The sequence below is a fragment of the Burkholderia sp. Ac-20353 genome, from assembly GCF_017104785.1.
Taxonomy (GTDB): domain Bacteria; phylum Pseudomonadota; class Gammaproteobacteria; order Burkholderiales; family Burkholderiaceae; genus Burkholderia.
In genome coordinates this window covers 42,629-68,381 of sequence record NZ_JAAGPL010000013.1, presented here as the reverse complement: position 1 = coordinate 68,381, position 25,753 = coordinate 42,629, and the positions used below count along the sequence as shown (strand labels likewise).

The 25,753-nt window shown below is 58.6% G+C and carries 17 protein-coding genes and 2 pseudogenes; 6 read left to right on the top strand and 13 right to left on the bottom strand.

Features of this window, described 5'->3' with window-relative positions; all coding sequences use genetic code 11:
• Positions 1-258: 258 nt before the first annotated feature.
• The 6 genes from G3N94_RS06485 to G3N94_RS06460 all read right to left on the bottom strand — a co-directional run bounded on the left by G3N94_RS06485 (position 259) and on the right by G3N94_RS06460 (position 6,694).
• Entirely contained in the window at positions 259-1,089 is an 831-nt protein-coding gene (locus G3N94_RS06485) for a betaine/proline/choline family ABC transporter ATP-binding protein (protein ID WP_205791277.1), read from the bottom strand.
• Complete coding sequence (locus G3N94_RS42240) at positions 1,086-2,015, bottom strand: proline/glycine betaine ABC transporter permease (protein ID WP_205791276.1); 930 nt, start codon at positions 2,013-2,015, stop codon at positions 1,086-1,088. The genes G3N94_RS06485 and G3N94_RS42240 overlap by 4 nt, the downstream gene beginning before the upstream one ends.
• A gap of 89 nt (positions 2,016-2,104) precedes the next feature.
• On the bottom strand, positions 2,105-3,049 hold the full coding sequence (locus tag G3N94_RS06475) for an electron transfer flavoprotein subunit alpha/FixB family protein (RefSeq protein WP_205791275.1): 945 nt from the start codon (positions 3,047-3,049) through the stop codon (positions 2,105-2,107).
• A gap of 11 nt (positions 3,050-3,060) precedes the next feature.
• Positions 3,061-3,810 carry an electron transfer flavoprotein subunit beta/FixA family protein gene (locus G3N94_RS06470; protein WP_205791274.1) on the bottom strand — a complete coding sequence of 250 codons (750 nt, stop codon included), beginning with the start codon at positions 3,808-3,810 and terminating at the stop codon, positions 3,061-3,063.
• Between the two features lie 22 nt (positions 3,811-3,832).
• A complete protein-coding gene (locus G3N94_RS06465) occupies positions 3,833-6,256 on the bottom strand; it encodes an FAD-dependent oxidoreductase (protein ID WP_205791273.1) in 2,424 nt (807 codons plus the stop codon).
• Positions 6,257-6,523: 267 nt separating this feature from the next.
• The gene (locus G3N94_RS06460) at positions 6,524-6,694 is read right to left on the bottom strand and encodes a hypothetical protein (RefSeq protein ID WP_205791272.1); all 171 of its coding nucleotides are present in this window, start codon (positions 6,692-6,694) and stop codon (positions 6,524-6,526) included.
• Between G3N94_RS06460 and G3N94_RS06455 the strand changes: the two genes are divergently transcribed.
• The 3 genes and pseudogenes from G3N94_RS06455 to G3N94_RS42235 all read left to right on the top strand — a co-directional run.
• Entirely contained in the window at positions 6,684-7,526 is an 843-nt protein-coding gene (locus G3N94_RS06455) for a LysR substrate-binding domain-containing protein (protein WP_205791271.1), read from the top strand. The genes G3N94_RS06460 and G3N94_RS06455 overlap by 11 nt on opposite strands.
• Positions 7,527-8,096: 570 nt before the next feature.
• Positions 8,097-11,558, top strand: coding sequence for an adenylate/guanylate cyclase domain-containing protein (locus G3N94_RS06450; RefSeq protein ID WP_205791270.1), 3,462 nt, complete (start codon positions 8,097-8,099; stop codon positions 11,556-11,558).
• 129 nt (positions 11,559-11,687) lie between these two features.
• A pseudogene (locus G3N94_RS42235) lies at positions 11,688-11,819 on the top strand (IS5/IS1182 family transposase); the annotation flags it as partial.
• Positions 11,820-12,185: 366 nt separating this feature from the next.
• Here the strand turns inward: G3N94_RS42235 and G3N94_RS06445 are convergent.
• Complete coding sequence (locus G3N94_RS06445) at positions 12,186-13,430, bottom strand: alginate lyase family protein (RefSeq protein ID WP_241021636.1); 1,245 nt, start codon at positions 13,428-13,430, stop codon at positions 12,186-12,188.
• A gap of 236 nt (positions 13,431-13,666) precedes the next feature.
• On the opposite strand from G3N94_RS06445, the gene G3N94_RS06440 reads away from it, so the two are divergent.
• Both G3N94_RS06440 and G3N94_RS06435 read left to right on the top strand, forming a co-directional pair.
• Positions 13,667-14,116: a hypothetical protein gene (locus tag G3N94_RS06440; protein WP_205791269.1), complete on the top strand. Its 450-nt coding sequence runs from the start codon at positions 13,667-13,669 to the stop codon at positions 14,114-14,116.
• A pseudogene (locus tag G3N94_RS06435) lies at positions 14,110-14,478 on the top strand (transposase); the annotation flags it as partial. The gene G3N94_RS06440 and the pseudogene G3N94_RS06435, both read left to right, overlap by 7 nt.
• Before the next feature lie 47 nt (positions 14,479-14,525).
• Here the strand turns inward: G3N94_RS06435 and G3N94_RS06430 are convergent.
• The 3 genes from G3N94_RS06430 to folD form a co-directional block, all read right to left on the bottom strand.
• A complete protein-coding gene (locus tag G3N94_RS06430; protein ID WP_205791268.1) occupies positions 14,526-16,418 on the bottom strand; it encodes a methyl-accepting chemotaxis protein in 1,893 nt (630 codons plus the stop codon).
• A gap of 634 nt (positions 16,419-17,052) precedes the next feature.
• Positions 17,053-20,562, bottom strand: a complete 3,510-nt coding sequence (locus tag G3N94_RS06425) for a pyruvate carboxylase (RefSeq protein WP_205791267.1) — start codon at positions 20,560-20,562, stop codon at positions 17,053-17,055.
• Between the two features lie 531 nt (positions 20,563-21,093).
• The gene (gene folD, locus G3N94_RS06420; RefSeq protein WP_205791266.1) at positions 21,094-21,951 is read right to left on the bottom strand and encodes a bifunctional methylenetetrahydrofolate dehydrogenase/methenyltetrahydrofolate cyclohydrolase FolD; all 858 of its coding nucleotides are present in this window, start codon (positions 21,949-21,951) and stop codon (positions 21,094-21,096) included.
• A gap of 222 nt (positions 21,952-22,173) precedes the next feature.
• On the opposite strand from folD, the gene G3N94_RS06415 reads away from it, so the two are divergent.
• Positions 22,174-22,524, top strand: coding sequence for a hypothetical protein (locus G3N94_RS06415; RefSeq protein ID WP_205791265.1), 351 nt, complete (start codon positions 22,174-22,176; stop codon positions 22,522-22,524).
• Positions 22,525-22,835: 311 nt separating this feature from the next.
• On the opposite strand, the gene G3N94_RS06410 is transcribed toward G3N94_RS06415, so the two are convergent.
• The 3 genes from G3N94_RS06410 to G3N94_RS06400 all read right to left on the bottom strand — a co-directional run bounded on the left by G3N94_RS06410 (position 22,836) and on the right by G3N94_RS06400 (position 25,597).
• Positions 22,836-23,975 carry a branched-chain amino acid ABC transporter substrate-binding protein gene (locus G3N94_RS06410; RefSeq protein ID WP_205791264.1) on the bottom strand — a complete coding sequence of 380 codons (1,140 nt, stop codon included), beginning with the start codon at positions 23,973-23,975 and terminating at the stop codon, positions 22,836-22,838.
• 52 nt (positions 23,976-24,027) lie between these two features.
• Positions 24,028-24,288, bottom strand: coding sequence for a hypothetical protein (locus G3N94_RS06405; RefSeq protein WP_205791263.1), 261 nt, complete (start codon positions 24,286-24,288; stop codon positions 24,028-24,030).
• A 94-nt stretch (positions 24,289-24,382) separates the two neighbouring features.
• The gene (locus tag G3N94_RS06400; protein ID WP_205791262.1) at positions 24,383-25,597 is read right to left on the bottom strand and encodes a Xaa-Pro peptidase family protein; all 1,215 of its coding nucleotides are present in this window, start codon (positions 25,595-25,597) and stop codon (positions 24,383-24,385) included.
• Positions 25,598-25,753: the final 156 nt, after the last annotated feature.

Here is a 25,753-nt window from a genome sequence, read left to right as displayed (position 1 = left end):
GACCATGCTTTTCCAACATACTCTCTACCAAAATACCAGCTGCGTGCTCTAGGCTCGCTAGAATTGAGAACGCGCGTCTCCCATACCAGTCTGCCGTCGCACTTTCCCGCATCGTCAGAAAGAATTCTCGCCCGAAAATCTCTCCTCTATACGCCAAAGCAAGCTCTTTGCAATAATCCATAAAATCCTCAATTCCACCATTCCGCAATCACTACGCAGGCATAACACTGGAAATAAGAGAAAAAAATGACAGACACATCAAACAGCCTCTTTCTTGTTAAAAAAGCGTCGAACATAATCACTTGAGGGGTTATTTCGGATTTGCTCCGGCGTCCCAATCTGAACGACTTCCCCATCCTTCATAATCGCGATTCGCGAACCGAGTTTCATCGCCTCATCGATATCATGCGTAATAAAAATGATGGTCTTTTTCAGCTCCGATTGCATCTGAAGCAACAGATCCTGGAGATCGCTCCGAATCAGCGGATCTAGCGCAGAGAATGCCTCATCCATCAGCAACACATCTGGGTTAGACACAAGCGCGCGAGCAAGACCAACGCGCTGCCGCATGCCACCCGACAGTTCGTCCGGGAACTTGTCGCCGTAGCCTCTCAAACCGATACGGCCGTCAATCCATTTCTGCGCGTCCGCGATGGACTCTGCCTTTGAATCCCCGCGGAGAAGGCGTCCGAAGACGATGTTTTCCAGCACCGTCTTGTGCGGCAGAAGAGCAAAGCTCTGGAAAACCATACCAATATTGTGCCGACGCACCGATCGCATCTCTGCCGCGGACAGTTTCAGGATGTCTTTCCCGCGGAAAAGCAATTGTCCGGAGGTGGGTTCGATGAGCCGGTTGAAGTGGCGGACTAGAGTCGATTTTCCAGAACCCGAAAGGCCCATGATGACGAAAATTTCGCCCTCGATAATGTTAAAGGACACGTCACGGACTGCGACAGTGCAATGCGTGCTGTCCAGTATGTCCTGACGGCCAATGCCCTTCTTCGATGACTCGTGAGCTGCACGCACACTCTTTGAGTCGCGCCCAAAAATCTTGTAGACGTTTCGCAGTTCAAGCAGCGTTGCACTCATACATTTGCCTCCTGGCGCTCTTCCGTACCGATTGAACTGGACCTTGACCTCCGCTGTGCTCCACCCTTTGCCGACCGCAGCCGTTCCCGACGGGACCGCCCGTAGGCTTGTGTCACCCGGTCAAATACCATTGCCAGCATGACGATGGCGAGACCTGCCTGAAGGCCTTGGCCCATATCCAGATTGTTGATGCTCGACAACACATCTTCGCCAAGCCCCCTCGCACCAATCATTGAAGCAATCACGACCATCGCGAGCGACATCATCACTGCCTGGTTCAGGCCTGCCATGATGGATGGACGTGCGAGAGGAAGCTCGACGCTGAAAAGCTGCTGAAACGACGTCGCGCCGAAAGCCTGCGAAGCCTCGAGAACATCCTCTGGAAGCTGCCGCAATCCCAATTCTGTCAAACGCATGAGCGGCGGGAGGGCATACACCGTCGTAGCGAAAATAGCCGGCACACGTCCCAGACCAAAAAGCATCAGCACTGGAATCAGGTATACGAACGATGGCAGTGTCTGCATCATATCGAGAGTTGGATTCAACACCCTGCGAAGCTTTGACGACTTCGCCATGGCGATACCCAATGGGATCCCGATAAGAACCGTAACCAGCACCGATACAAGCATAATGGACACGGTCGACATGAGTTTGTCCCACAGACCGAGGCAACCAATCGCATAGGTAAGCCCGACCATGGCGAGGCTCGTTCCCAACCGTCGAGTCCCCAGCCAGGTCAACAGTCCCAGGGAAAACAGCAGAACGAGCGGCGGTGTGGCCTGTAGCCAATGATCGATGGGGTTAAGCAACCAAAACAGCAACCAGGTACTTGCCTTGTGAAACTGTTCCGCGTATTGCTGAACAATCTGCGCGAATCCTCGATTGATTGCGTCCGCAAGATTCACTGATATGAAAATGTCCTTCACTGCATTCTCTCCGAGTCCTGCTGGTCTCGGAAGAGACCAGCGGCTTCATGCTTACATTGGCCGGTGGGAATCGCCGGCACAACCCGCTATCAGTTGGCTGCCAGCCATTCCGGAACAGCAGTGAACAAGTCGGCAACGAGCCCGTAATCGGCGAAGCCGAAGATAGGTGCTTCCGGGTCGGAATTGACAGCGACGATGATTTTCGAATCCCGCATGCCAGCCAGATGCTGGATGGCGCCGGAAATTCCAATAGCGATGTACACGTCGGGTGCGACGATTTTCCCCGTCTGGCCAACCTGGCGATCATTGGAAGCGAACCCGGCATCCACTGCGGCACGCGATGCGCCAAGTGCGGCACCCAGCATGTCGGCGAGCGGCGTGAGCAATCTGTCATAGTTGTCCTTGCTCCCCAACCCGCGTCCGCCAGACACGATAATCTTCGCGGAGCTCAGGTCCGGACGGTCCGAAACATCGGCATTACGTTCGGTGACTCGCGCTCTGCCAGGGTGCTCGACGGCAGCACACGCCTCGATGGGGGCCACAGCGCTCGAACTTGCAGTCGCCTCGAATGCGGCGGAACGCACGGTTACGACCTTGACCGAATCGATGGCCTCTACCATAGCAATCACGTTTCCGGCATACGTTGGTCGCTCGAAAACCGTATCGCTTTTTACGGCGGTGATGTCGGAAAATTGCGCCACATCAAGCTTTGCTGCAACGCGAGGAGCCACGCTCTTTCCGAAGTTGTTGGCCCCGAACAGTATGTGTGTATATCCAAGCGCGCCGACAGCGAGCACCGTTAATGAGATGCTCTCGGCATTCCGATCGGCCAGTACTTCCGAATCTGCCACGAAGACCTTCTCGACTCCGAGCATCGAGGCCGTCGTAATCGATGCGTTGAGGCGATGTCCTGCCAGCAAGATGTGCACGCCAGTACCAGTGTGACGCGCAATCTCACGCGCGGCCGTGACCGTGCACGGGGTCGATGGAAGCAATTCGTCTTCGAGAACGTCGGCAATAACGAGAATGGACATGGTTTCGCCCTTTAAATCGAAGTGGTTTTGGCACGAAGGCGCGACGCGAGCGTAGCCACGTCCGGCACCAGTTCGCCTGTCTTTCTCGGCGCAGGCTCCTGAACGCTGATTGTCTTGAACCGCGGGGCGATATCTACGCCAAGTTCGGCTGCGTCCAGTACGTCAAGCGGCTTCTTCTTTGCCTTCATCAGGTTCGGAAGTGTTACGTAGCGCGGCTCATTCAGCCGCAGGTCAGCCGTGACGACAGCCGGCAGATCCATTACGACTGTTTCCTGTCCGTCGTCGGTCTCTCTGATGACGACGAGTTGCTTATCGTGACGCTCGATGGACGAAGCAAACGTAGCCTGCGGCAAGTCAAGAAGCGCAGCGAGCATTTGCCCCGTCTGATTGGAGTCGTCGTCGATGGCCTGCTTGCCGAGAAGGATGACTTCGGGCGACTCTTGCCCGACGACCGCCTTCAGAAGCTTCGCCACTGCGAGCGGCTGCAATTCCGCATCAGTCTGGACCAGAATCCCCCGGTCGGCCCCCATCGCCAACGCCGTTCGCAGCGCATCCTGCGAGGCCGTCGTTCCGCACGACACAACGACGACCTCGGATGCCACTCCCTGCTCCTTCAGCCGAATCGCTGCCTCGACGGCAATCTCGTCAAAGGGATTGATGGTCATTTTTATGTTCGCAAGATCAACATCACTGCCGTCGCTTCGAACGCGAACCTTCACATTCGGGTCTGCAACCCGCTTTACACCTACCAGAACCTTCATTCTTTATCGCCTCCCTTACCCTTCACCCGGCAGCCCGCATGCGCGCGCCCTTCTGGTCGTACGGAATTTCCCGAAGCAGGCTGGCACCACGCCGCTCGCCCAACACGGAGATCTCGTAGGCTGCACTTGCGTCGATGTGTGCTGTCTCGATGTAACCCATAGCCAGACTCTTCTTGACGGTGTGCCCATAGCCACCTGATGTCGTGAATCCGACCACTTTTTCGCCAATCCAGATCGGTTCAAATCCGCTCGCATCCGCATCGGTGGCGGCCACCTCAAACATCACAAGCCGGTGGCTTGGGGTTTCGTCCTTATTACGCAGCGCGGCTTCACGCCCCATGAACTCGGGCTTGGAGAAATCAACGAAATGACCGAGGTCGTTCATGAACGGCGTGTACTCCGGTCCGAACTCGCGCGACCAGATGCCAAACCCCTTCTCGAGGCGCATCGACAGCAATGCCCAGACGCCATACTCGCGCAACCCGAGATCGCCACCTGCCTCAAAGAGCTGTTCGTAGAGGGTGCGTACGTAACTTGAATCACAATAAAGCTCGTATCCGAACTCACCGGTCAATGACATGCGCGCCATCATGACCGGCACTACGCCCGCTTCGGCAGCGGTCACGGAAAGGAGAGGTTTCGCCGCGTCAATGGCGGTTGTCCCCACCAGCCGTTCCAAGAGTGTTGCCGCCTTCGGGCCGGCGATCGCCAACATCGAGAGCGAGTCGCTGCGGTTTTCGATGCGCACTGACCCGTCCGAGGGCAAGTGGGATTCGAACCACCGCATGTGCCACTCCTGCAGGTATCCCGAGCCAGTAATAAAGAAAGTTTCTTCTGTCGGACGAAGAATCGTGAGATCGCCCATCAGGCGACCAGATTCGCCGAGCATGGGAGCCAAGCGGGCGCGACCAACCGCTGGTATCTTCGAAGCGAACATGCGGTCCAGCCAAGCGTATGCTCCTGGGCCCGTTACCTCGTACTTTGCATAGGTGCTCGCATCGAACATGCCGACGTTCTCGCGCACGTTCGCGCACTCCTCGGCGATCATTTCGAATGCGTTCGAACGCTTGAAAGTTGGTGTCTCGAACGCCTCCTCCGCTGACCGAGCAAACCACATCGGCATTTCGAGCCCATAGCTGACACCGAAGACTGCATTCTTGTCTTTCTGGTTTCTGTAAAGGGGCGTCGTCCGCATCGGGCGGCCAGCCGGCCACTGCTCGTTGGGGCAGGCAAGATAGAAGCGATGCTCGTAGAATTCCTTTGCTTTCTCGGTGACAAAGTTCTGCGTAAGCTTCGGGAATCGCGCGACGTCAAATCCAAACACATTGCCCTGCGGCTCGCCGTAAATCATCCATTGCGCGAGCGCGAGCCCAATTCCACCGCCTTGGCTGAAGCCAGCCATGCAGCCACAGGCGGCCCAATAGTTGCGCTTGCCGCGTACGGGGCCGACGAGCGGGTTGCCGTCCGGTGTAAACGTAAAGGGACCATTCACAATGCGCTTGATGCCGGCGTTCCCCACGCTCGGAAAACGCTCGAAGCCTTTGATGAGTTCGTTCTCAATCTTTTCGAGCTTCGGCTGAAGCAAGTCGGTCTCTCCGTAGTCCCACGGCGTACCGGCAAGCGACCACGGCGTCGAGTTCTTCTCATACACACCGAAGAGCACTCCGGAGTGCTCCTGTCGCATGTAGATTTCGCCGTCGAGGTCCACGATCACTGGGATCTCCTTCCCGAAGGCTTCCAGCTCGGGAATCGACTCCGTGATCAGGTAGTGGTGCTCCATCGGGATCAGCGGAAGCTTGACGCCCGCCATCATGCCGACCTCGCGTGCCCACAGCCCAGCAGCGTTAACGACATGCTCGGCGTGAATCATGCCCTTGTCGGTATACACATTCCACGTGCCGTCCGGTCGCTGCTCCAGACTTTCGACCTTGGTGTGCTGATGAATCTCGGCACCACCTTTCCTTGCGGCCCGCGCATAAGCTTGCGTGGCGCCATATGGGTCCAGATGCCCCTCATCCGGAGTCCACAAACCGCCGAGTACATCCCTTGTGTCGACGAGAGGACACAACGCCTTGATTTCAGCCGGCGTAATGAGCTCGCTTTCAATGCCCATAAAGCGATGGCGCGACCACTCCGTACGCAGAAACTCCCACCGTTCGGGTGTTGCGGCCATTGCGATGCCACCAGGCACGTGCAGCCCGACGTCCTGATCCCCGACCTCCTGAATCTCCTTGTAAAGCGCGATGGTGTATGCCTGCAAACGTACAACATTAGGATCGCTGTTGATCGCATGAAAACCGGCGGCGGCATGCCACGTGGAACCCGCGGTCAGGACCTTGCGTTCCAGCAACGCAACATCCTTCCATCCGAACTTGGTCAGGTGATAGAGAACAGAGCAACCAACGACACCGCCGCCAATCACGACAGCCTGATAATGAGATTTCATTTTTTCGCCACGTTGGAACAGTTTGACTTGGCCGAAAGGCTTCCACCGACTCGCGAACGCGGTACGCGGACGACGAGCTTCGATGGCTCAAACTTAGGCAGCCATAAAATCTCGGGAAACTCAAAAGTGTTGGGGTTATGCATGCGTTTTTTGATGCAGCAGAAAGCGGCCTCAAATCGCTGAGTTACCGGGGGATTTGCGGCGAGGCCCGCCGCCCAAGGGCTTCACGTGTAGGGTAAATCCCGATCACCGCTGAGCCTCCGTCGACTAGCCCGCATTTTTTGAATCCAGTAAATTGACCTCTTCAACGCCATGATGCAGACGCATTTTCGAAGGACCGGATTCAGAGGGGCTCCAGTTGGCCACATCACGCAAGCGATTACCGCCGCTAAACACGATTGCAGCATTCGAAGCCTCAGCGAGATTGATGAGCTTCACCAAGGCCGCGGAGGAACTACATCTCTCACAGGGTGCGGTGAGCCGACAGATTCAGGTTCTGGAGGAAAGAATGGGCGTGGCGCTCTTTAACCGGCGCCACAAGGAAATTCAGCTGACGCGGGCTGGATTCATCTTCCAGCAGGCCATCGCGCAGAGCCTCAATACCATTCGTCGAGCCGTGACGATGATTGAGGCGCTTGATACAAGTACGGTCACCATCGCGGCGAGCAACGCGATGGCCAGCTTCTGGCTGATGCCGGCGATCATCGATTTCCGCAGTCAACACCCGGACATTGATATCCGCGTACTAGCGAGCAATACACCAGTCGACCCATGGCAGGATCCGGTCGACCTTGCCATTCGCTACGGCGATGGACACTGGCCGAACGTAACCAAGGTCAAACTGTTTGATGAAGAGATTTTCCCCGTATGCACCCCCGCCTACCGGGAGGAACACTGCATCAACAGCCTCAAGGACCTCATGGTGTGCGAGCTTATCGAACTCGACTCGAACATTACAGACTTCAACTCATGGGATGCATGGTTCGAGAAAGTTGGCGCGCCGCATGGTGCCCTGCACAAGAACTTGACGCTTTCGAACTTCGATCTGGTGTACCGGGCTGCGTGTAGCGGGAAAGGAGTGGCTCTGGCCTGGAGTTATGGGATTCCGGACGAGGCACGGGAGACACTCCTTGTTCGCCCGCTTGATATCTCAGTCAAGACGGGCTTGTCGGAATACATTATTTATACCGAAAGCGAGGAGCTCAGCACACCCGCGCGCATCTTCCTCGATTGGCTCATCGACTTCGGCAAGCACAGCGTATGGCAGTGACGCGCACGCTTCTTAGTTCCAACTGTCACATCGAGTAGTGGCACCGTGCAGCACATCAAGAAATACCCGCCTCAACCTCTTCACCCGTACCCCCTGTACTGAATGGCTCGGTCGATTTACGAGCTTCGACCGGTAACACACTCGATCTAGCGAAACATCAAGCAGCGGAGTGGATCGACTTCTCACGCGTGGTCATCGACTCCTATTCCGTTCGCGCGGACGGGGCGGACAAAAAACCGCTTCAAACCCCACCGATCACGCGCATCGTCGATCGATCTGGGCACACCCGGACGCGGTGCGTCGCGCGGACCATCCAGCCGATGCATCACATAGCGCCCGCACCACTTTGAGAGACTTAGTTGAGTGACCTGTATGTCGACACTGCGGAGGGCAAGAGACTTGTTGTTTGAGAGTCCAACTTCTCGCAGCGCCTGACCATCGACCGCATTATCGGGAGAGCCTCACCGATCGAGGATCGCAGCCGGAGACTCCCTTTTGATTCACGCTTGCCGGGAGTGGATGCAGCGCATAATGTCTAAATGCCTGCCTTCTGTAAGGGGAAGGAGTGGTATGCGCTGCGCAAATTGTGGATGCGAGAACGCCATCGGGGCCACCCTTTGTGAAAAGTGCGGCGCCAAGCTGTCGCGCACTTGTCAGCAGTGTGGCCACGCATCGGACCCGTCCGCCAAATTCTGCAGTGAATGCGGCGCACCCCTGACTTCTGCGGGTCCAGCGCCCATGCCGCGCGCGCCGGTCTCCGAATCCTCTCCGGCTCCGATCCATTACACGCCACACCACCTTGCCGAGCGCATCCGCGCCGAGCAGGCGGCCATGGAAGCGCGGGGCGAGATTGCTGGCGAACGCAAGACCGTGACGGCGCTGTTTGCCGACATGGCCGGCTCTACGGCGCTGATTCACGATCTGGACCCGGAAGATGCCCATCGCCTGATCGAACCAGTCATCGCGCTGATGATGGAGGCCGTCCACTACTACGAGGGCTATGTCGCCAAGTCGCTTGGCGACGGCATCCTGGCGCTGTTCGGTGCGCCCATCGCCCACGAGGACCACCCACAGCGGGCACTTTTCGCGGCGTTGCGCATGCAGGAGGCGATGCGGTGCCACGGTGATCGAATCCGTCTGGACAAAGGTATTCCGCTGCAGATACGTGTCGGCATCCACACCGGGGAGGTCGTCGTTCGCTCAATCCGCACGGACGACCTGCATACTGACTACGATCCAGTCGGACACACGATCCACATTGCGTCCCGAATGGAGGGCATCGCCACGCCCGCCTCGATCCTGGTCAGTGAGTCTACCCACAGGCTGGCCGAGGGCTATTTCGAGTTCAAGGCGTTGGGGGCCACCGAAATCAAAGGCATTCCCGCGCCACTCTCGGTATACGAGGTGCTGGGTCTCGGCGCATTGCGCACACGCCTACAACTGGCCGCGCATCGCGGCCTCGCGCGGTTCGTTGGCCGTGAGGCGGAACTGGAACACTTGAACCGAGCGCTGGAAAAGGCGCGGACGGGGCACGGGCAGGTGGTTGGCGTGGTTGGCGAGGCGGGCGTCGGGAAGTCGCGGCTGTTCCACGAGTTCAAGGAGCGTTCGCGTCGCGGCTGCCTGGTGCTGGAGACGTTTTCGGTGTCGCACGGCAAGGCTTTTGCCAATTTGCCGCTCATCGAGCTTTTGAAGAACTATTTCCAGGTCGCAGCGCAGGACGACGAGCGACGGTGCCGGGAAAAGGTCATGGGCAAGGTGCTGACGCTCGAGCGCAGCTTTGAGAATCTGGTGCCTTACTTGCTCTATCTGCTTGCCATCGGCGAACCCAGCCCGGCGCTGGCGGAGATGGATCCTCGGATCCGGCGGGATCGGACCTTCGATGCAATCACACAACTTCTGGTGCGCGAGAGCCGCGATCAGCCGATCGAACTACTGTTCGAGGACCTGCAATGGCTCGACCGCGAGACCGAAGCATTTCTCGCGTGCCTCATCGAGCGCGTGACGAACTCGTGGATTCTGCTGCTGCTGAACTATCGCCCGGAATACCAGCCTGTCCGGGAAAGCGCAGGCTATTGCAGCCAACTGCGGCTCGAACCGCTTGGCCCGGCCGACGCCCAGGGATTGCTCACGGCCCTGCTCGGGGACGATGCCACCCTTGTGCCCCTTAAGCAGCTCATCCTGGAGAAGACCGAGGGCAATCCGTTCTTCATGGAGGAAGTGATGCAGACACTGGCCGAGGAGAAATCGCTGCTCGGCGAGCCCGGCCGTTACCGGATCGAGAAAATTCCGACCGCGCTGCATATTCCGACCACCGTGCAAGGGGTGCTCGCCGCCCGCATCGATCGGCTCCCGGTCGCGGAAAAGGAACTGCTGCAGACTCTCTCGGTGATCGGCAAGGAGTTTCCGTTCAGCTTGATCCAGCGCATCTGTGGCGGCGCGAGCGCGCACACGGACGACGATCTTCGCCAACTTCTTGCACACCTGGAAGCCGCGGAGTTCATCTATGAGCGGCCCGCGTTCCCGGAAGTCGAATATTCCTTCAAGCACGCGCTGACGCAGGAGGTCGCCGGCCACTCGCTGCTGACCGAGCGGCGCAGTGCATTGCATGAGCGCGCAGCGCAGGCGATCGAGGCGCTGTTCCCAACCCGCATCGCAGACTATTGCAGCGAATTGGCGCATCACTACAGCCTAAGCGGCAACATCCCGAAGGCCGTGGAGTACCTGCACCGTGCCGGACAGCAGGCTCTCCGGCATTCAGCCCATCCGGATGCGATGCATCACCTCGGCGCGGCGCTGGAGTTGCTCAAGCGTCTGCCCGACACGCCCACACGCGCGCATCGAGAGCTGACGCTGCTGCTCTCCTTGGGGCCGGCCTTGATGGACGTGCGAGGATATGGCGTGCCGGAGGTGGCGGCGACCTATACCCGCGCCCTGACGTTGTGCGAGCAAATTGGTGAAACTTCGCAGCTCTTCGCGGTGCAACTCGGACTGAGGATTCACTATTTGACGCGCGCGGAGTATGCGACTGCGCGGGAATTGGGTAAGCAAATGCTGTGCATGGCGCGGCGTGCAAGGGATCCGGGCTTGCTTGTGGAGGCGCATGGCTCACTTGGCGCGTGCTTGTTGCTCCAGGGTAACCTCGACGCCGCCCGCACCCACGAGGAACAAGCGCTTGCCCTTTACGACCCTGAGCAGCATCAGGCTCATGTCTTCGCGCACGGCGTGGATCCCGGCATCCGGGCCTTGAATTGCCTGGCACTGACCTTGTGGCTTCAAGGATATCCCGAGCAGGCGCACGAGCGAAGTCAGGAAGCACTTGCCCTCGCGCAAAAGCTTGTCTATGGACCAACCCTGGCATTTGCTCTGGCTTACGCGGCCGAGTTGCATCAGCTTCGGCGCGAGGTATCGCTGGCTCGCGAGCATGCGGAAGCTGTCATCACTCTCTCGACCGAACTAGGCTTACCGTACTGGCTCGCATGGGGAACCATTTTTCGGGGCTGGGCGCTAACCGAACGAGAAAGCCTCCAAGAGGGAATCGCCCAAATGCGTCAAGGCTTGGCCGCCGACCGAGCCACCGGTGGCGAGGACCAGCGCTCGTATTTTCTCGCCCTCGTTGCCAACAGCTACCGGAGCGCGGGCGACATTGACGCCGGCCTCGGGATGCTGGATGAGGCAATGGCGATAATGGACAGAACCGGGGAGCATTTCTTCGAGGCCGAGCTGCATCGGCTAAAGGGGAGTTTGCTGCTCGATGGGTTGAACAACAACGATGACGTATCCGCGTGCTACGACGCCGCCGAGGATTGTTTTCGCGAGGCGATCGCGGTGGCTCGACATCAGGGTGCCAGATCGCTGGAATTGCGCGCGGTGTCGAGCCTGGCCCGGCTGTGGCAGCGCAAGGGCAAAATTGCGGAAGCCCGGCAAGCGCTATCGGACGTCTACGGTCGATTTACAGAAGGCTTCGACACCGCCGACTTGCGGGACGCTAAGGCGTTGCTCGATGCGCTTACTCCGGTTCGAGCGAACCGGTGACTTCGGCCTTCGGCCGAAGGCATCAAAAGCGTCGACGACTAACGCTCAACGCTATGCAGAAAGCCCAAGCGCATCGGCCGCCTAAAACGCTCTAACAAAATGAATCGCGGTAGCTGTTTGACATTCCCCTGGGAAATGCTTTCGCAGGAAATGGGTTGCGGCTCGGGCATGAGCTGCTGGCACAGGCTGCGTGGCTGGCGTCTGGGATCGGCGCCCCAGGCACTTTTGGCGAAGCTTCGAGCCGCCGATCGTGTCGACTGGTTGGTAAGCGAGTACCCAGCCTTGCAATTACCCACACCCGCGAGAGCAAGTTCATAGCCAGGAACCGCAGGACGGTGCGACGCTGACGAGCGAATCGCAGCCGTCAGCGGAGAAACCGGCTGAGCGCGTCGCAGAGATCACGGAGCGCCCCATCACCGAGTGCAAACCCACCCTGGCTGGGAGCCTGGCAGTGTTCCAGGCCTCGTTGGACAGCTTGGACGGGTAACGCCGGATGGAAAGCGATGGCGATTGAGCTTGGGATGACGAGGTCGGCCTGACCGAACCCACCGTCGGGGCGGCTCGCAAACCTTGACATCATCGCCCGGCCGTCGAGCCGCCCCGATCTGCCTCTCCGCTTCGACTGCCTTACTTGAGGGCGTATGTCAACGTGCCATAACCAAGCTGGTCGAACCCGCCGCTGGCCGGACCATAGTCGCCGCCGCCGCCTTCCGGGCGAGTGCGCTGAGCATACGCGGCAATGGCTGGCGCCTGGAGTTTTTTCAACACCACGTAATGGTTGTAGAACAGTTCCCAGATTGGCCGCGTATCGCCTCTGGCTGCTGGCGAAATCCCCTGCTGGGTCACGTCGCTGTTGGAATATGGGGTGTAGGGCACGTCCTGGCCGAGGTTGTACTGCGCGGCGTATTCAGCCCCTTTCAGCAGACGGTTGTGGTCATATCCAAACAGATCGCCTCCCTGATTCCAGGCCATCTGGCAGAACGCGCCCAGCAGTGCGAAGTCGAGCATGGTGTGCCCTTGGTCTCGGCCGCTCTCCTGGACCTGGCCGAGCCCGTTCGGATAAAGCTTCCAGATGACGTGCTCGATGGAACCATTGCCCGCGCCGTGCTTGAAATACTCGATCGCTTCCGAATAGATGTCCCAGCGGTCGGTGAGGACTCCGATCGCCAGCATCGAAGCCATGTTGGCGAGATCCCAGTTCGCCCAGTAATGATCGATCTTCGCGCCGTTGTGATAGGTCAGGAAGTCGTGGTTCATCGGATAAAACACGGAGAGCATCATCGATTGGAAACGGTGGAAGTCCGCTGTTCGCCATTGCGGCCAAGTGCGCAGGATTTCCGCAGCGTTCGCTAGTTCGTAGCCGTAGATTCCGGACGCGAGAAACTTGTCCGAATTGCCGCCGATCGTCTTCAGGTTTTCCGACCACGCGTTCAGGATCGCCACGGCCTTGCCGGCATAGGCGTCGTCACCGGAGATTTTCCAGCGCAGCGCGAGCGCATAGGCCGCCGCCGCATCGTTGAACAGCAGCGAATAGTTCTCGGCGTGCTCGGGGTTCCTGCCGCGATAGACGGCATCTTGCGGGCGCGGAGTCCAGCTCAGGGACGCGTGGCGGTTTGCGATCAAGCGCTGCCATCCTTGTAGCCAGGGCTGGTTCCCCTGCGCCACGTTCATCCTCATGCGCTCAAAGTCTTGCTCACTGTGCAGCAGTCCCGGATGCACGAACGGCATCGCTTCGACACCAGACATCGCTTGCGCGGCCACCGGAGCGTGCTGCCGGTCTCTGCTGGCGTGATCGTTTGCCGGTTGGGAAGCGCAGGCCGAAAGGCTCGCCACGGCGATGATTGATGCATTGAGTATCGATTTTCTGAGCATCGGCAGATGAGCCGCAAGAATTAAAGGACCTGTTGCTCGCGCTACGCCCTGAAGGCAAGCACCTTGTCAAACTAACGAACGACGGAAAGATACGTTGACGTTGCCGAAGCACGCTCCGATGTACCGTGCTGCCGAATAGACCGCTCCCTGGCTTTCTGACCGTCCGCGTTGCCCATACCTCCCCTCCCGTAACGTCAATTGAGCCCCACCGGGGGGTATTAACGACGGAGTACGGCATGGGACTCAAAATTGCGAAGGCGCTGCGCTACGATGCCGGCACCCTCATCGGCGAGCGGCAGCACCGCGAGACCATCGAGCATCTGCGCAACGCCACTCGACTGGTTTTTACGCCTGTACCGCGCGCGGAATGGTCGAAGCTCGACGCCCCGCCCGACCCGGACGTGTTCATTCGGAAATACCACGCAGTCGGTCTGAGTGAAGCAAGCCTGGCCGCGCGCCATGCGACGTTCGCCCGGTCGGCCTGGGTGAACTCAAGCGTGTTCATCTTCCTTTGTACCCTGCTCGCCTGCGCCATCGTTCTGCATGGCGTGGAATCCGCTTCCCTGGTTCTCGCTGGCCTTTGCGCCGTCTCGATCTCCGGCGCGCTGTGGTGGGAATCAGATTGCCGTCTATGGACCTTCATGAACAGACGGTGCGGAGGCAACGCTTACACTGGTAGCGTGTGATCGTCGATTCGTCCTCCATTCGCGCAGTGTGATCGGGTCAAGAACCGGACCCAATCCCACCGATCGGGCGTTCCCCGGTTCAAATCACCATCTCGTTACCGAAGCGCAGGGCATCCCGATCGCGCTGATCCTCAAAGGCGCTAACCACAACGACTTCACACAACTGCACCCTCTCTGAGGCTATTCCGCCCATTTGCGGCAAGCGTGGGCGGCCGCTGTCAAAGCCTGTCGTCGTGCAGGCCGATCACGGCTAAGACCACGACAAATATCGCATGCCACTGCACGCTGCCGACATCGCCGCGCAGATTGCCCGGCGTGGTGAGTCTAATGGCAACGACCTTGGACAGACCCGTCGGGTCGAATAGCATGACCGCACGGTCCCAACGTGCTTACCGTGCAAGCAGCCCGGTTAATCGCGCTGCCGCAGGCGGAACGTTGCGACCACCCCATTCAACTGACGTCCCTGATCTTCCAGCGAACTCGACGCCGCTGCCGCTTCCTCCACGAGTGCCGCGTTCTGTTGCGTCACGTCGTCCATCTGCGCGATCGCGAGATTGACCTGCTCGATCCCGCGACTCTGTTCGTCCGATGCGCTCGCGATCTCGCCCATGATGTCCGCCAACCGGCCGACCGCCCGCGTCACCTCCGACATCGTCTGCCCCGCCTCGCTCGCGAGCACCGAGCCCTGCTGGATCTTGCTCACCGACGCGCCGATCAGATCCTTGATGTCCTTCGCCGCCACCGACGAGCGCTGCGCGAGATTGCGCACCTCGCCCGCGACGACCGCGAAACCGCGCCCCTGTTCACCCGCGCGAGCGGCTTCGACCGCCGCATTGAGCGCGAGGATGTTGGTCTGGAACGCGATGCCTTCGATCAGCGTCGTGATCTCGGCGATCTGGCTCGAACTCAGGTTGATCTCGCTCATCGTATTGACCACCCGCTCGACGACGTCGCGGCTGCGGCGCGCGACGTCGGTCGCTTCAGCCGCGAGCGCACTCGCCTGTCGCGCATTGTCCGCGTTGTTCTTCACGGTCGAGGTCAGTTGATCCATGCTGGCGGCGGTCTCCTCGAGTGCCGCGGCCTGCTGCTCGGTGCGCGAAGACAGGTCGGCGTTGCCCGCCGCGATTTCGCCCGTGGCGCCAAGCAGCGTCTCGCTGCTTGCACGGATGTCGAGCAGCATGCGGTTCAGTTTCTCGACGAACGCATTGAACTGCCCGGCCAGCATCCCGACTTCGTCGCCGCTCGTGACGGGCAGGCGTCGAGTCAGGTCGCCGTCGCCCGACGCGATGTCGCGCATCCCGTCCGACAGTTGCCGCAGCGGCCCGGTCATGCGGCGCCCGAGGGTGATCGTCAACGCGAGCGCGGCGATAAGCAGCAGCGCGCCGCCGAACGTCAACACGAGGGTCAGCCGATTCGCGAGCGCCATCATTTCCCCGTGCGGGATCAGGCCGATGTACTTCCAGCCCAGGTCCGGCGCCGTATAGACGACGCTGTCGTAGCTTGTGCCATTCAGGTCGACCGTGCGCGTGCCATTGGCGAGCTGCGCGAGATCGCTGTAGCCGGCACCGAGATCTTTCAGCGGCTTGAACCCGTGTGACGGATCGTGTGGATCGACGAGCACTGTGCCGCTGTCATCGGCGATCATCAGGTAGCCGGTTTCGCCGAAGCGCACTTGTGAAACCATCTTCGCAAGGCCTGCAAGCGAGATGTCCATGCCAAGCACGCCGAGCGGCTTGCCTTGCGCATCCTGAAAGGTGCGAACGAAGCTGATGATGACCTCGTGACCCTCCGCGGACGTATAAGGAGCCGTGCGGCTCACCTCGCCCCTGGATTGGATGCCCTTCTCGTACCACGGCCGTTCGCGAGGATCGTAGTGGTTCGATTTGAGCTCGTCCTTCGGAAATTGAATATAGCCGCCCCACTTCGTCCCGAGATACACGTAGCGAAGGTCCGGATGGCTGTCGCCAAAACGCTTCAGCAACGAAAAAATCTCGCTTTCCGCCCCACCGTTCGCGTCCGGCGTCATCGGGCCACCGTGCGTCAGGTAGTTCGTCACCGAATCGTTCGCCGACTGCACTACCGGCGAATTCGCCAAAAACACGACGTTGTCGCGAACGCGGTTGAACGTGTCTTTCAAGCTCGCGTCGATCTGGCGAATCTGGCCCATGCTCGCGGTATTGAAGCTGCCGACTGCCTGGCGACGGACGTTCCATGTCGCAAACAGGGTGATCGCAACGATTGCGGCAGCCAGAGCCGCACCGAATATCAAGCTGAACCTGACGGAAATGGAACGCGAATTCATGTTCAAAGGTCTCTCCTCGACGGAATCACCGATCACTACGACACGCGGGCCGCATCATGCGCGGCAATCGAATGGGCACTTGCAATGTGGAATGGGACAGCCTGCGAAGACTCGTTATCGACAATTCGCCTTCCTGGAAAATCGCCCCGGACAGGACCATCTAAAAATGGAAAGGAAACCTCAAGCAACCCGTGTGCACACCTTGAACACTAGCTCACTCGAACCCCAATGCCAATTTTCATCTGGTGCGCCCCATGCAAGATATCGACCCTCTCCAAATTATCTTTAGCTTTCCTAGTTAAATCGTGAGTTCATCGGCCGAATCCGTGCAGAGTTCGCGGGTGATTGTGCAACCTGACGCCTGACTGCACGGAATTCATGGTGATGAATTTCTTGAATAATCGGAAAGCTAAGCGGCGGCGACAAGCACCCGTCCGGCTACATGTCGCAGTTGGACTGAGTCGCAGCTATGTGTACTGCGCGAGTCCATAGGACTACATCCTGACGGTAGCCCAGAATTACTAAAATGAAGGCCCGCGTGCAGTGGCTCGTTCCCACCACAAGCGTAGATACGGTGGGACCCAATTCCGCTTCTGTGCAGTCCAGCCAGACGGTACCGGCAGGAGGCTTACAGTCAACCCACCTCCTTCAACTCGATCAGGAGATCCTTGGCCGCGATGCGGTCGCCCACCTGAACATGCACCGTCGCAATCTCGCAATCACGTTCGGCGGCGATGTGGGTTTCCATCTTCATCGCCTCTAGCGCGATCAGTGTGGTACCGGCCGCGACGCGCTGCCCGGGCTGAACCGCGACCGTAACGACCGAGCCCGGCATAGGAGCAGCGACATGCAGTGGATTCCCCGGATCAGCAACCGGCTGGCTACGCCGGACTTTGCTCGTATGAGCGGTACTACGCTGCTCGATAAGTGCGGTGCGTGATTGCCCGTTCAACTCGAACTGAACCTTGACTACGCCCTCTTCGACGTCGGCGTGCTGCCCCTGCAGCGCGACGAGCAGGGTCTTGCCCGGCGCAATATCGATCGCCACTTCTTCCTGCGGCTGCAAGCCGTACAGGAACGCTGGCGTTGGCACAACTGAAGTATCGCTGTACGTGCACACGTGTGCGAAGTAGTCGATCGTCTGCTTCGGATACATCAGATATGAAGCGAGCTGCCGGTCGTCGAGCGGAGACTCGCAAGCGGCCTCGCCCTGTGCGCGCGCCGCTTCAAGATCGACCGGCGGAAGCTGGTCGCCGGGCCGGTAAGGTGCCGGCGGCTCGCCCCTGAGCACCTTGCGCGCAAGCGCTGCCGGGAAGCCGTCGGGCGGAAAACCCAGTTCGCCTTTGAACAGCGAGACAACCGATTCGGGAAACGCGATTTCCTTGGCCGAGTCCTGCACATCGGAGACGCTCAGGTCGTTAGCCACCATCATCAGCGCCATATCGCCGACCACCTTCGATGTCGGCGTCACCTTAACGATGTCGCCGAACATCCGGTTCACGTCAGCATACGCGCGCGACACCTCGGTCCAGCGGTGCTCGATGCCGAGCGAGCGGGCCTGCTCCCGGAGGTTCGTGTACTGTCCGCCTGGCATCTCGTGGCGGTAAACATCGGCGGTGCCGGCCCGGATCTCCGATTCGAACGGCGCGTAGTAGCGACGCACGCCTTCCCAGTACATCGACGCCTCATGCAGCCGATCCATGTCGAGCCCCGGATCGCGCTCGCTACCCGCGAGCGCCGCCACGATGCTCGACAGGTTCGGCTGGGAGGTAAGGCCGCTCATCGCATCAAGCGCGCCGTCCACCGCATCGCAGCCCGCCGCGATCGCGGCCAATGCGGATGCCGCCGAGATGCCGCTCGTATCGTGCGTGTGGAAATGCACGGGCAGGCCGGTTTCGTCCTTGAGCGCCTTCACGAGCATCGCAGCAGCTTGCGGACGACAGATGCCCGCCATGTCCTTGATACCCAGCACGTGTACGCCGGCCTGTTGCAGCTCTCGCGCGATGCCCACGTAATACTTGAGGTCGTACTTCGCACGTTTGCTGTCGAACAAATCTCCCGTGTAGCAGATCGCACCTTCGCACAACGCGCCGCTTTCGCATACCGCGTCGATTGCGACGCGCATGTTGCGCACCCAGTTCAGCGAATCGAACACACGGAAAAGGTCGATTCCGGCGTTGGCCGCCTGCCGGACGAAGAAGCGCACCACATTGTCCGCATAATTCGTGTAACCCACCGCGTTCGAACCGCGCAGCAGCATCTGGAGCAGTATATTGGGCACCCGTTCACGCAACTGCGCGAGGCGCTGCCACGGGTCTTCCTTGAGGAAACGCAGCGCGACGTCGAACGTCGCGCCGCCCCAGCATTCCAGCGAGAAAAGCTGCGACAGCTCGCGCGCATAGTGCGGCGCGATAGGGAGCATGTCGGCGGTGCGCATGCGCGTCGCAAACAACGACTGGTGCGCGTCGCGCATCGTTGTGTCGGTCAGCAGCACCCGCTTCTGGTCCAGCATCCAGCGCGCAAATTTCTCCGGCCCGAGTTCCCGCAGCCGGTCGCGTGTGCCGGACGGCAATGGCAGCGCCGTGTCCACGGCCGGCGGGATGGATTTCGGCAGCGGCAACGCGGGGAGTGCTCGGCCACTCATCTCGGGATGTCCGTTCACGCAGACGTCGCCCAGATAGCTCAACAGCTTCGTAGCGCGATCGCGCCGTTTCGTGAAGGCGAGCAACTCAGGCGTCTGGTCGATGAAGCGGGTCGTGACGTCGCCCGCACCAAAGGCCGAGTGGTTGATGACGTTCTCGAGGAACTGGAGGTTCGACGCGACGCCCCGGATGCGGAACTCGCGCAACGACCGGTCCATCCGCCGGATCGACTCGGCGGCCGTCGGCGCCCAGGTCGTGACCTTGACCAGCAGCGAGTCGTAATACGGAGTGATGACCGCACCGCCATAGGCCGTGCCGGCGTCGAGACGCACGCCGAAGCCTGCTGCGCTACGGTACGCGGTGAGTCGTCCGTAGTCGGGCAAGAAGCCGTTCTCGGGGTCCTCGGTCGTGATCCGGCATTGCAGCGCATGTCCGTTCAGCGGAATGTCCGGCTGCGCCGGCACCCCCGCCGCATGCGTCGCCACAGTTCCATGTACGTCGAGCAGATCCTCGGTCAGGCCGATCCTGCCCCCTTCCGTGATGCGGATCTGCGCCTTGACGATGTCGACCCCGGTAATCATCTCGGTGACCGTGTGTTCGACCTGGATGCGCGGATTCACCTCGATGAAGTAGAACTGGCCGGTATCGGCATCCATCAGGAATTCGACGGTACCGGCATGGCTGTAGCCGACCGCGCGCATCAGCCGCATCGCCGCTTTGCACAGCGCTTCCCGGCCGGCAGAATCCAGGTACGGCGCGGGCGCGCGTTCGACGACCTTCTGGTTGCGGCGCTGCACGGTGCAGTCACGCTCGTAGAGGTGCACCAACGTACCGTGCAGGTCGCCCAACACCTGGACCTCAACGTGGCGCGCGTTGCGCACAAGCTTTTCGACATAGACTTCATCGTTGCCGAACGCACCCAGCGCTTCCCGGCGCGCGGCCGCGAGCGACGTCGCCAGATCTTGCTCGCTCTCGAGCACCCGCATGCCGCGCCCGCCGCCCCCCCAACTCGCCTTGAGCATCAGAGGATAGCCGACGGTTTCCGCCAGGCGCTTGCATTCGTCGAGGTCCTGTGGAAGCGGCGCGGTGGCGGGCATCACCGGCACGCCGGCGGCGATCGCGGCGTTGCGGGCCGCGACCTTGTTGCCGAGCTTGCGCATCACATCTGGTGACGGGCCGATCCAGCGGATCCCGGCGTCGATGACCGCTTGGGCGAAATCCGGATTCTCGGACAGGAAACCGTAGCCCGGATGGATCGCGTCGACCTTGGCCTGCCGCGCGACGCGCAGGATGTCGTCGATGTCGAGATAGGCCGCGAGTGGCTTTTTGCCTTCGCCGACCAGGTAGCTCTCGTCGGCCTTGAAACGATGTAGCGCGAGGCGATCTTCCTTCGAATAGATTGCGACCGTGTGGATGTTCAATTCCGCCGCGGCACGCATCACGCGGATCGCGATTTCCGAGCGGTTGGCAATGAGCAGCGATTTGATCGGAGCGTAGGGCATGCTATACATTTTTTGCGTTTATGCGGTCATAGTGGGATGGAAAAACGCGGCTCCTGCCCCAGTAACGTGAAGGATGAAGAAAGGGGCTTCGACAAACCGTATGTGACGTTGACGAAAGAACACATGGCACGAAGGCGCAAAAAAACACGCGAACCGCCTACCGTCTCGCCATGACCGTGCGGATGGGGGTTGCATTGCGCATGGCTGACAACCAATGTCCACGTTGCGCGACGGTGTATCGACAAACACTATGACAGCTGCGCGCAGACCGCTTCGAAGCGGTGCTTCATGGCTTGCGTTCGGTACTGCGCGTAGATCAAGGGCATCAACGCCAATCCGTCGCATTGATTCTCGATGGACGAATGCTGCATTCGATACACGAAAGCGTGCTCGAGCGTGGACCAGAAGGGTTACGATGCCGCAGGAAGTGACCACGTCTCACAACCGACAGGCATCGCTGACTTCCTGTCACCCTGGCTGCGTGGCTCGTGCGTCGTCCGCCTCTAAAGCGGCGGACGACAAGTGGGCACGTTACAGCATTGCAGCACGCTCTGCCGACTCCAGTGTATTGACGAGGAGCATGGTGATAGTCATGGGCCCCACTCCGCCCGGAACCGGAGTAACGTAACCCGCCACCTCGCGAACCGTTGCGAACTCGACATCGCCGCAAAGCTTTCCCTCATCGGTCTTGTTCATCCCGACATCGATAACCGCTGCACCGGCTTTCACCATGGCGCCCGTCAGAATGTTCCGCTTGCCGACCGCGGCGACCACGATGTCCGCGGCCTTCGTGTGAGCCGAAAGATCGGCGGTCTTGCTGTGGCAGATGGTAACTGTCGCGCCAGCCTCGAGAAGAAGCATCGCCATGGGCTTGCCAACGATGTTCGAACGACCGATGACCAGGGCCTGCCGGCCGGAAACCGGAATTTCATAAGCTTCGAGAAGCTTCATCACCCCATATGGGGTACATGGCCGGAACTGCGGGCGGCCTGTCATCAGCGCGCCAGCGTTGGCAACGTGAAATCCATCCACATCTTTCTCAGCCGCAATAGATTCAATGACCTTGTGACTGTCGATGTGCGCCGGAAGCGGAAGCTGCACGAGAATCCCGTGAATCTTCGGATCCTCATTTAATTCCCGGATGCGAGCGAGCAATGCCTCTTCTGAGGTCTCGGTAGGAAGGCGGTCCAACGTCGAGTGCAGGCCGTGCTGCTCGCAGGCCTTAACCTTGTTGCGCACATAAACCGCACTCGCCGGATCATCGCCAACCAGTACAACTGCGAGCCCCGGAGTGACTCCCTTTCGCGTCAACTCAGCAGCTCGCCGCGAAACCTCTTCGCGTAGCTGCTGGGAAACCGCAACACCATCAATGATTTCTGCCTGACTCATATTTCAACTCCGCACTCGCACGACTATTCAACGAACCAGATGCCATAATGGCACCCAAAATTCACATAAATTTACACCTTCAATTGCTCAGCATCAGCACCATTTTTTCGCATGCAAAAAGTACGTTTGCACTTGTTTTTATATGTTTGCACGATCCAATCGTTGCCTATAAATTACGTACAAAATTTATATATTTGTTTGTAAACCTTCAGGAAAATGACGATGAATGATACTATTGGACCGACCGCAGAAGAGGCTGTGGACTGGCGCCGAATCTACCTGCGCGGCTGGAGATGTGTTTCTGCAGACGGTTGCCCAAGTACCAGGATTGTCAACGTCGAAATTTGGGTTCGATACGAAAACTCCAGTTCCAGTGGCGACGAACTGACAGATGTCCTTGACTACAACATCATGCGTGACGCGCTGATGACCGCTGGAGCACCCGACTCCGATGCTTTCCTCACCCATGCGCTGGACGAAATAATGAAATCGCCGGTAGAACTGGCGCATGTGGAAATTTACGATGAGTTAACCGGTAAAACCTTTCATGAATCGAGACGTGCCAAATCATGAAATTTACTTGGATTGATAAAAAGTTCACGCTGAAATCGCGAACGAACAAGCCCAAGCTTAACGTTGGCGCCTACTACGCGAGCAAGGGTTATTCCCAATCATCCAGTCAGCACGCACGGCCGCGGCATGCACGTTTGAACTGGGAAATACCATCCCTTCCTGCCAATCGAAAGGCACCGCATGTGAAGTCAGTCGTGGAGCGAAGTCGTATCTCAAGCATACGGACCGTGAGTCGAGCCGGAGTCTCCCTCAGAAAAATGGCGTGCAAGCGGAAGTGATCCGGATGCACGCCCAATCAACACCAAGGAGACTCATTTTGACACTGCGACCGTCTCTACCCCTTTCCAGCGGCCGTCAACCATATTGAATATGGTCACCCGTGCAGTCTGAAGGTCGCCCTTGCCGTCGAAGGATATGGGGCCCGTAACCCCTTCAAAACTCACGCGCCGAAGTGCGGCCAAAATGTCCGCACGCTTCACGGAATTCGCGGCCTGCATCGCCTTGATAAGAGCCCAGGTCGCATCGTAGGCGTAGGGCGAGAACAGAACCGGTTTGCCATATTTCGCGAACTGCCGCTCAAAGTCCTTGCCCTTCGGCATGCTGGCGAGCGCATAGCCGGACTCCGACGACACTGTTCCTTGCGCGTTCGCCGGGCCGCCCGCAAGGTCGATAAACTTGTCAGTCTCGATTGTGCAACCCGCGATCTGCGTTTTCCCCATCCCCAGACTGACCATCTGCTTACGCATGGGGCCAGCCTGAGCATCCACACCCGCATAGATCAACACGTCAGGATTGTGGGATTTCAATTCTGTCAGGATTCCTCTGAAATCGACGGTCTGCGTCGTGACATATTGCCGATCGATGGGAGTGACATTCCTTACCTTGAGTTCTTCGACCACCTGATCGGCAAATGACTGGCCATAAGCGCTACGATCATCGACGACCGCGATGCGTTTGGCATGCATCTTCCCGAGAACGTAACCCACAAGAACCTTGACGACGTCACGATCATCGCCAATAACGCGGAAGGCCGTCTTGAAGCCTTGTCGGGTGTACAAGGAGTTCGTCGACGCGGGCGAAATCTGCGCTATACCCGCATCCGAGTAAATCTTCGACGCCGGCAACGTTGCGCCCGAATTCAAGTGACCGATGATGCCGACCACCCCGTCATCGACCAGCTTTTGGGCAACTGTTGTCGCGGTCTTCGGGTCACCCATGTCATCCTGGGGATCCACTGCAAACCGTACCGCCTTGCCTCCGATCCGGATGTTTTGTGCATTCGCCTCGTCGACCGCAAGTCGGACACCATTTTCTGAATCCTTCCCGATTTGCGCCACCGGACCGGTTATTGGTCCCGCATACCCAATCTTGACCACCTCTTGGGCCAGTGCGGCACCGCAACAACCAAGCATCATAAGCGCCATCACGCTCACCACTTTCCGAGACATCATGATCTCCCACCCGTTTTTCTACGATTGATATTTTCGGTACATAAATTGCCGGTCAATACAAAAGATCTGAGTCATTGCATGAAAATACTGATGCAAGGAGCCGCCGCGTTACACCGACATCATCGAAGGAAGGGATGATCGTCGGAGGAGCGTTTATGTTCAGATCAATGCGCAAGGTTTCCGATCCCGTCACAATTTTCAAACGCTTGCCGGCCATGATGAAAGGGTGCACCCGTTCGCAGGCAACCAAGTATCGGTTCCGCGCGACTGCGGCTAGTTGCTCCTTGTGGCGGACAATGATGCACTCATCCATCACCAGTTCCCGATTGGGCGACAGGCAGCGTTCACCTCGCCTCGCGCGTGCGACTCACGCTCGCACATCCTCCTGCACGTTGGTACGGCTCGAACTACATGCATTCGAAGGGAAATGTGTCGAGACGTACCGCGCCGCTTCTTGTGATATGCACTTGCGTTTCGAGTTTGACGCATTCGCGGCCGCCGACTTCGCCAATGAGGCTTTCCACCGTAACGACCATGCCCTCCTCGAATTGCCCGGCATAACTCTCCTCGAAATCCGGATGTAGTCTGACGATAGGAAATTCGTCGGCAAGGCCAACGCCATGTATCGCGACCACATATCGTCGGTCGAGATATTTCTCAGGGATTCGCCACGATCTTTGATTGAATTCGGCAAAGCTGAGTCCAGGACGCAGTAATTCAAGATTGTGATGTATCTGTTCAAGCGCAGTTTCATAAAGAACACGTTGTTCGGGCGTGAACGGTGTGTGGCCAATGGTCCATGACCGGGACAAATCGGCACAGTAGCCGTACGGACCAATCATATCCGTATCGACTGACAACATATCACCTGACTGGCATGCGTAATTGGAGCACTCCTGAAACCAGGGATTCGTTCGCGGACCTGCGGTTAGCAACCGGGTCTCGATCCATTCGCCACCCCTTGAGATGTTTTCATGATGCAGCTCTGCCCAAATCGCCTGTTCGGACATACCGGGATAAGAGGCGTCATACATTCTCTTCAAACCGGACTCAGCGACCTTGATCGCATTGCGAATAACCAATAATTCCTCAGCGCTTTTTATACATCGCGCAGACTCAGTAAGATTTTGTCCGTCGACAATTTCAATCCCGCGCTTGGCAAGCGCCGCCACACCCAGCGGTTCAAGTTTATCAACGGCGAGCAAGCCCTGACAACCTCGTTCAGCCAACGCGCCCGAAATCTGAGCACTCCATGCGTTGGCGTCGCTGTTCAGATTCTGACCAGATAAAAAAAATAACCAGCCGATGCTGTTTCGGACTTCCTGTATCGTAGACAGCCGTTCGGATAGATGCTCACAGCCGCTGAATTCAAAATTAATAGTGTATCCATCTGCGAAGACTAGCACGTAACGACAAAAATTATGAAGACACCACACCTGCTGATTGGACAGATCGGTAGCGTAACGTATATTCAAAGGATCATACAAAAGAATCGCAGGCAAATCGCGCAGCTGGAGTTGCCGAACCAAGCGACTCTTGCGATATAATCGCATAACCTCCAGCGAAGATGGCGTGAGAACACCCCCTGCACTTTCCTCGTCGAGAACAATATGTGCCGACATTATCTGGGCTCCTAGATTTTCTTAACAGGCGCGATGCTAACTTTCAACGTTTTCGCATCCTCGAACCACCCAGTTTTATTGGATTAAGACACCAGCTTACCGCGCTTACTCCTGATAACAGCTAAATCAAAGATTAATCATGCACTTCACCGCAAC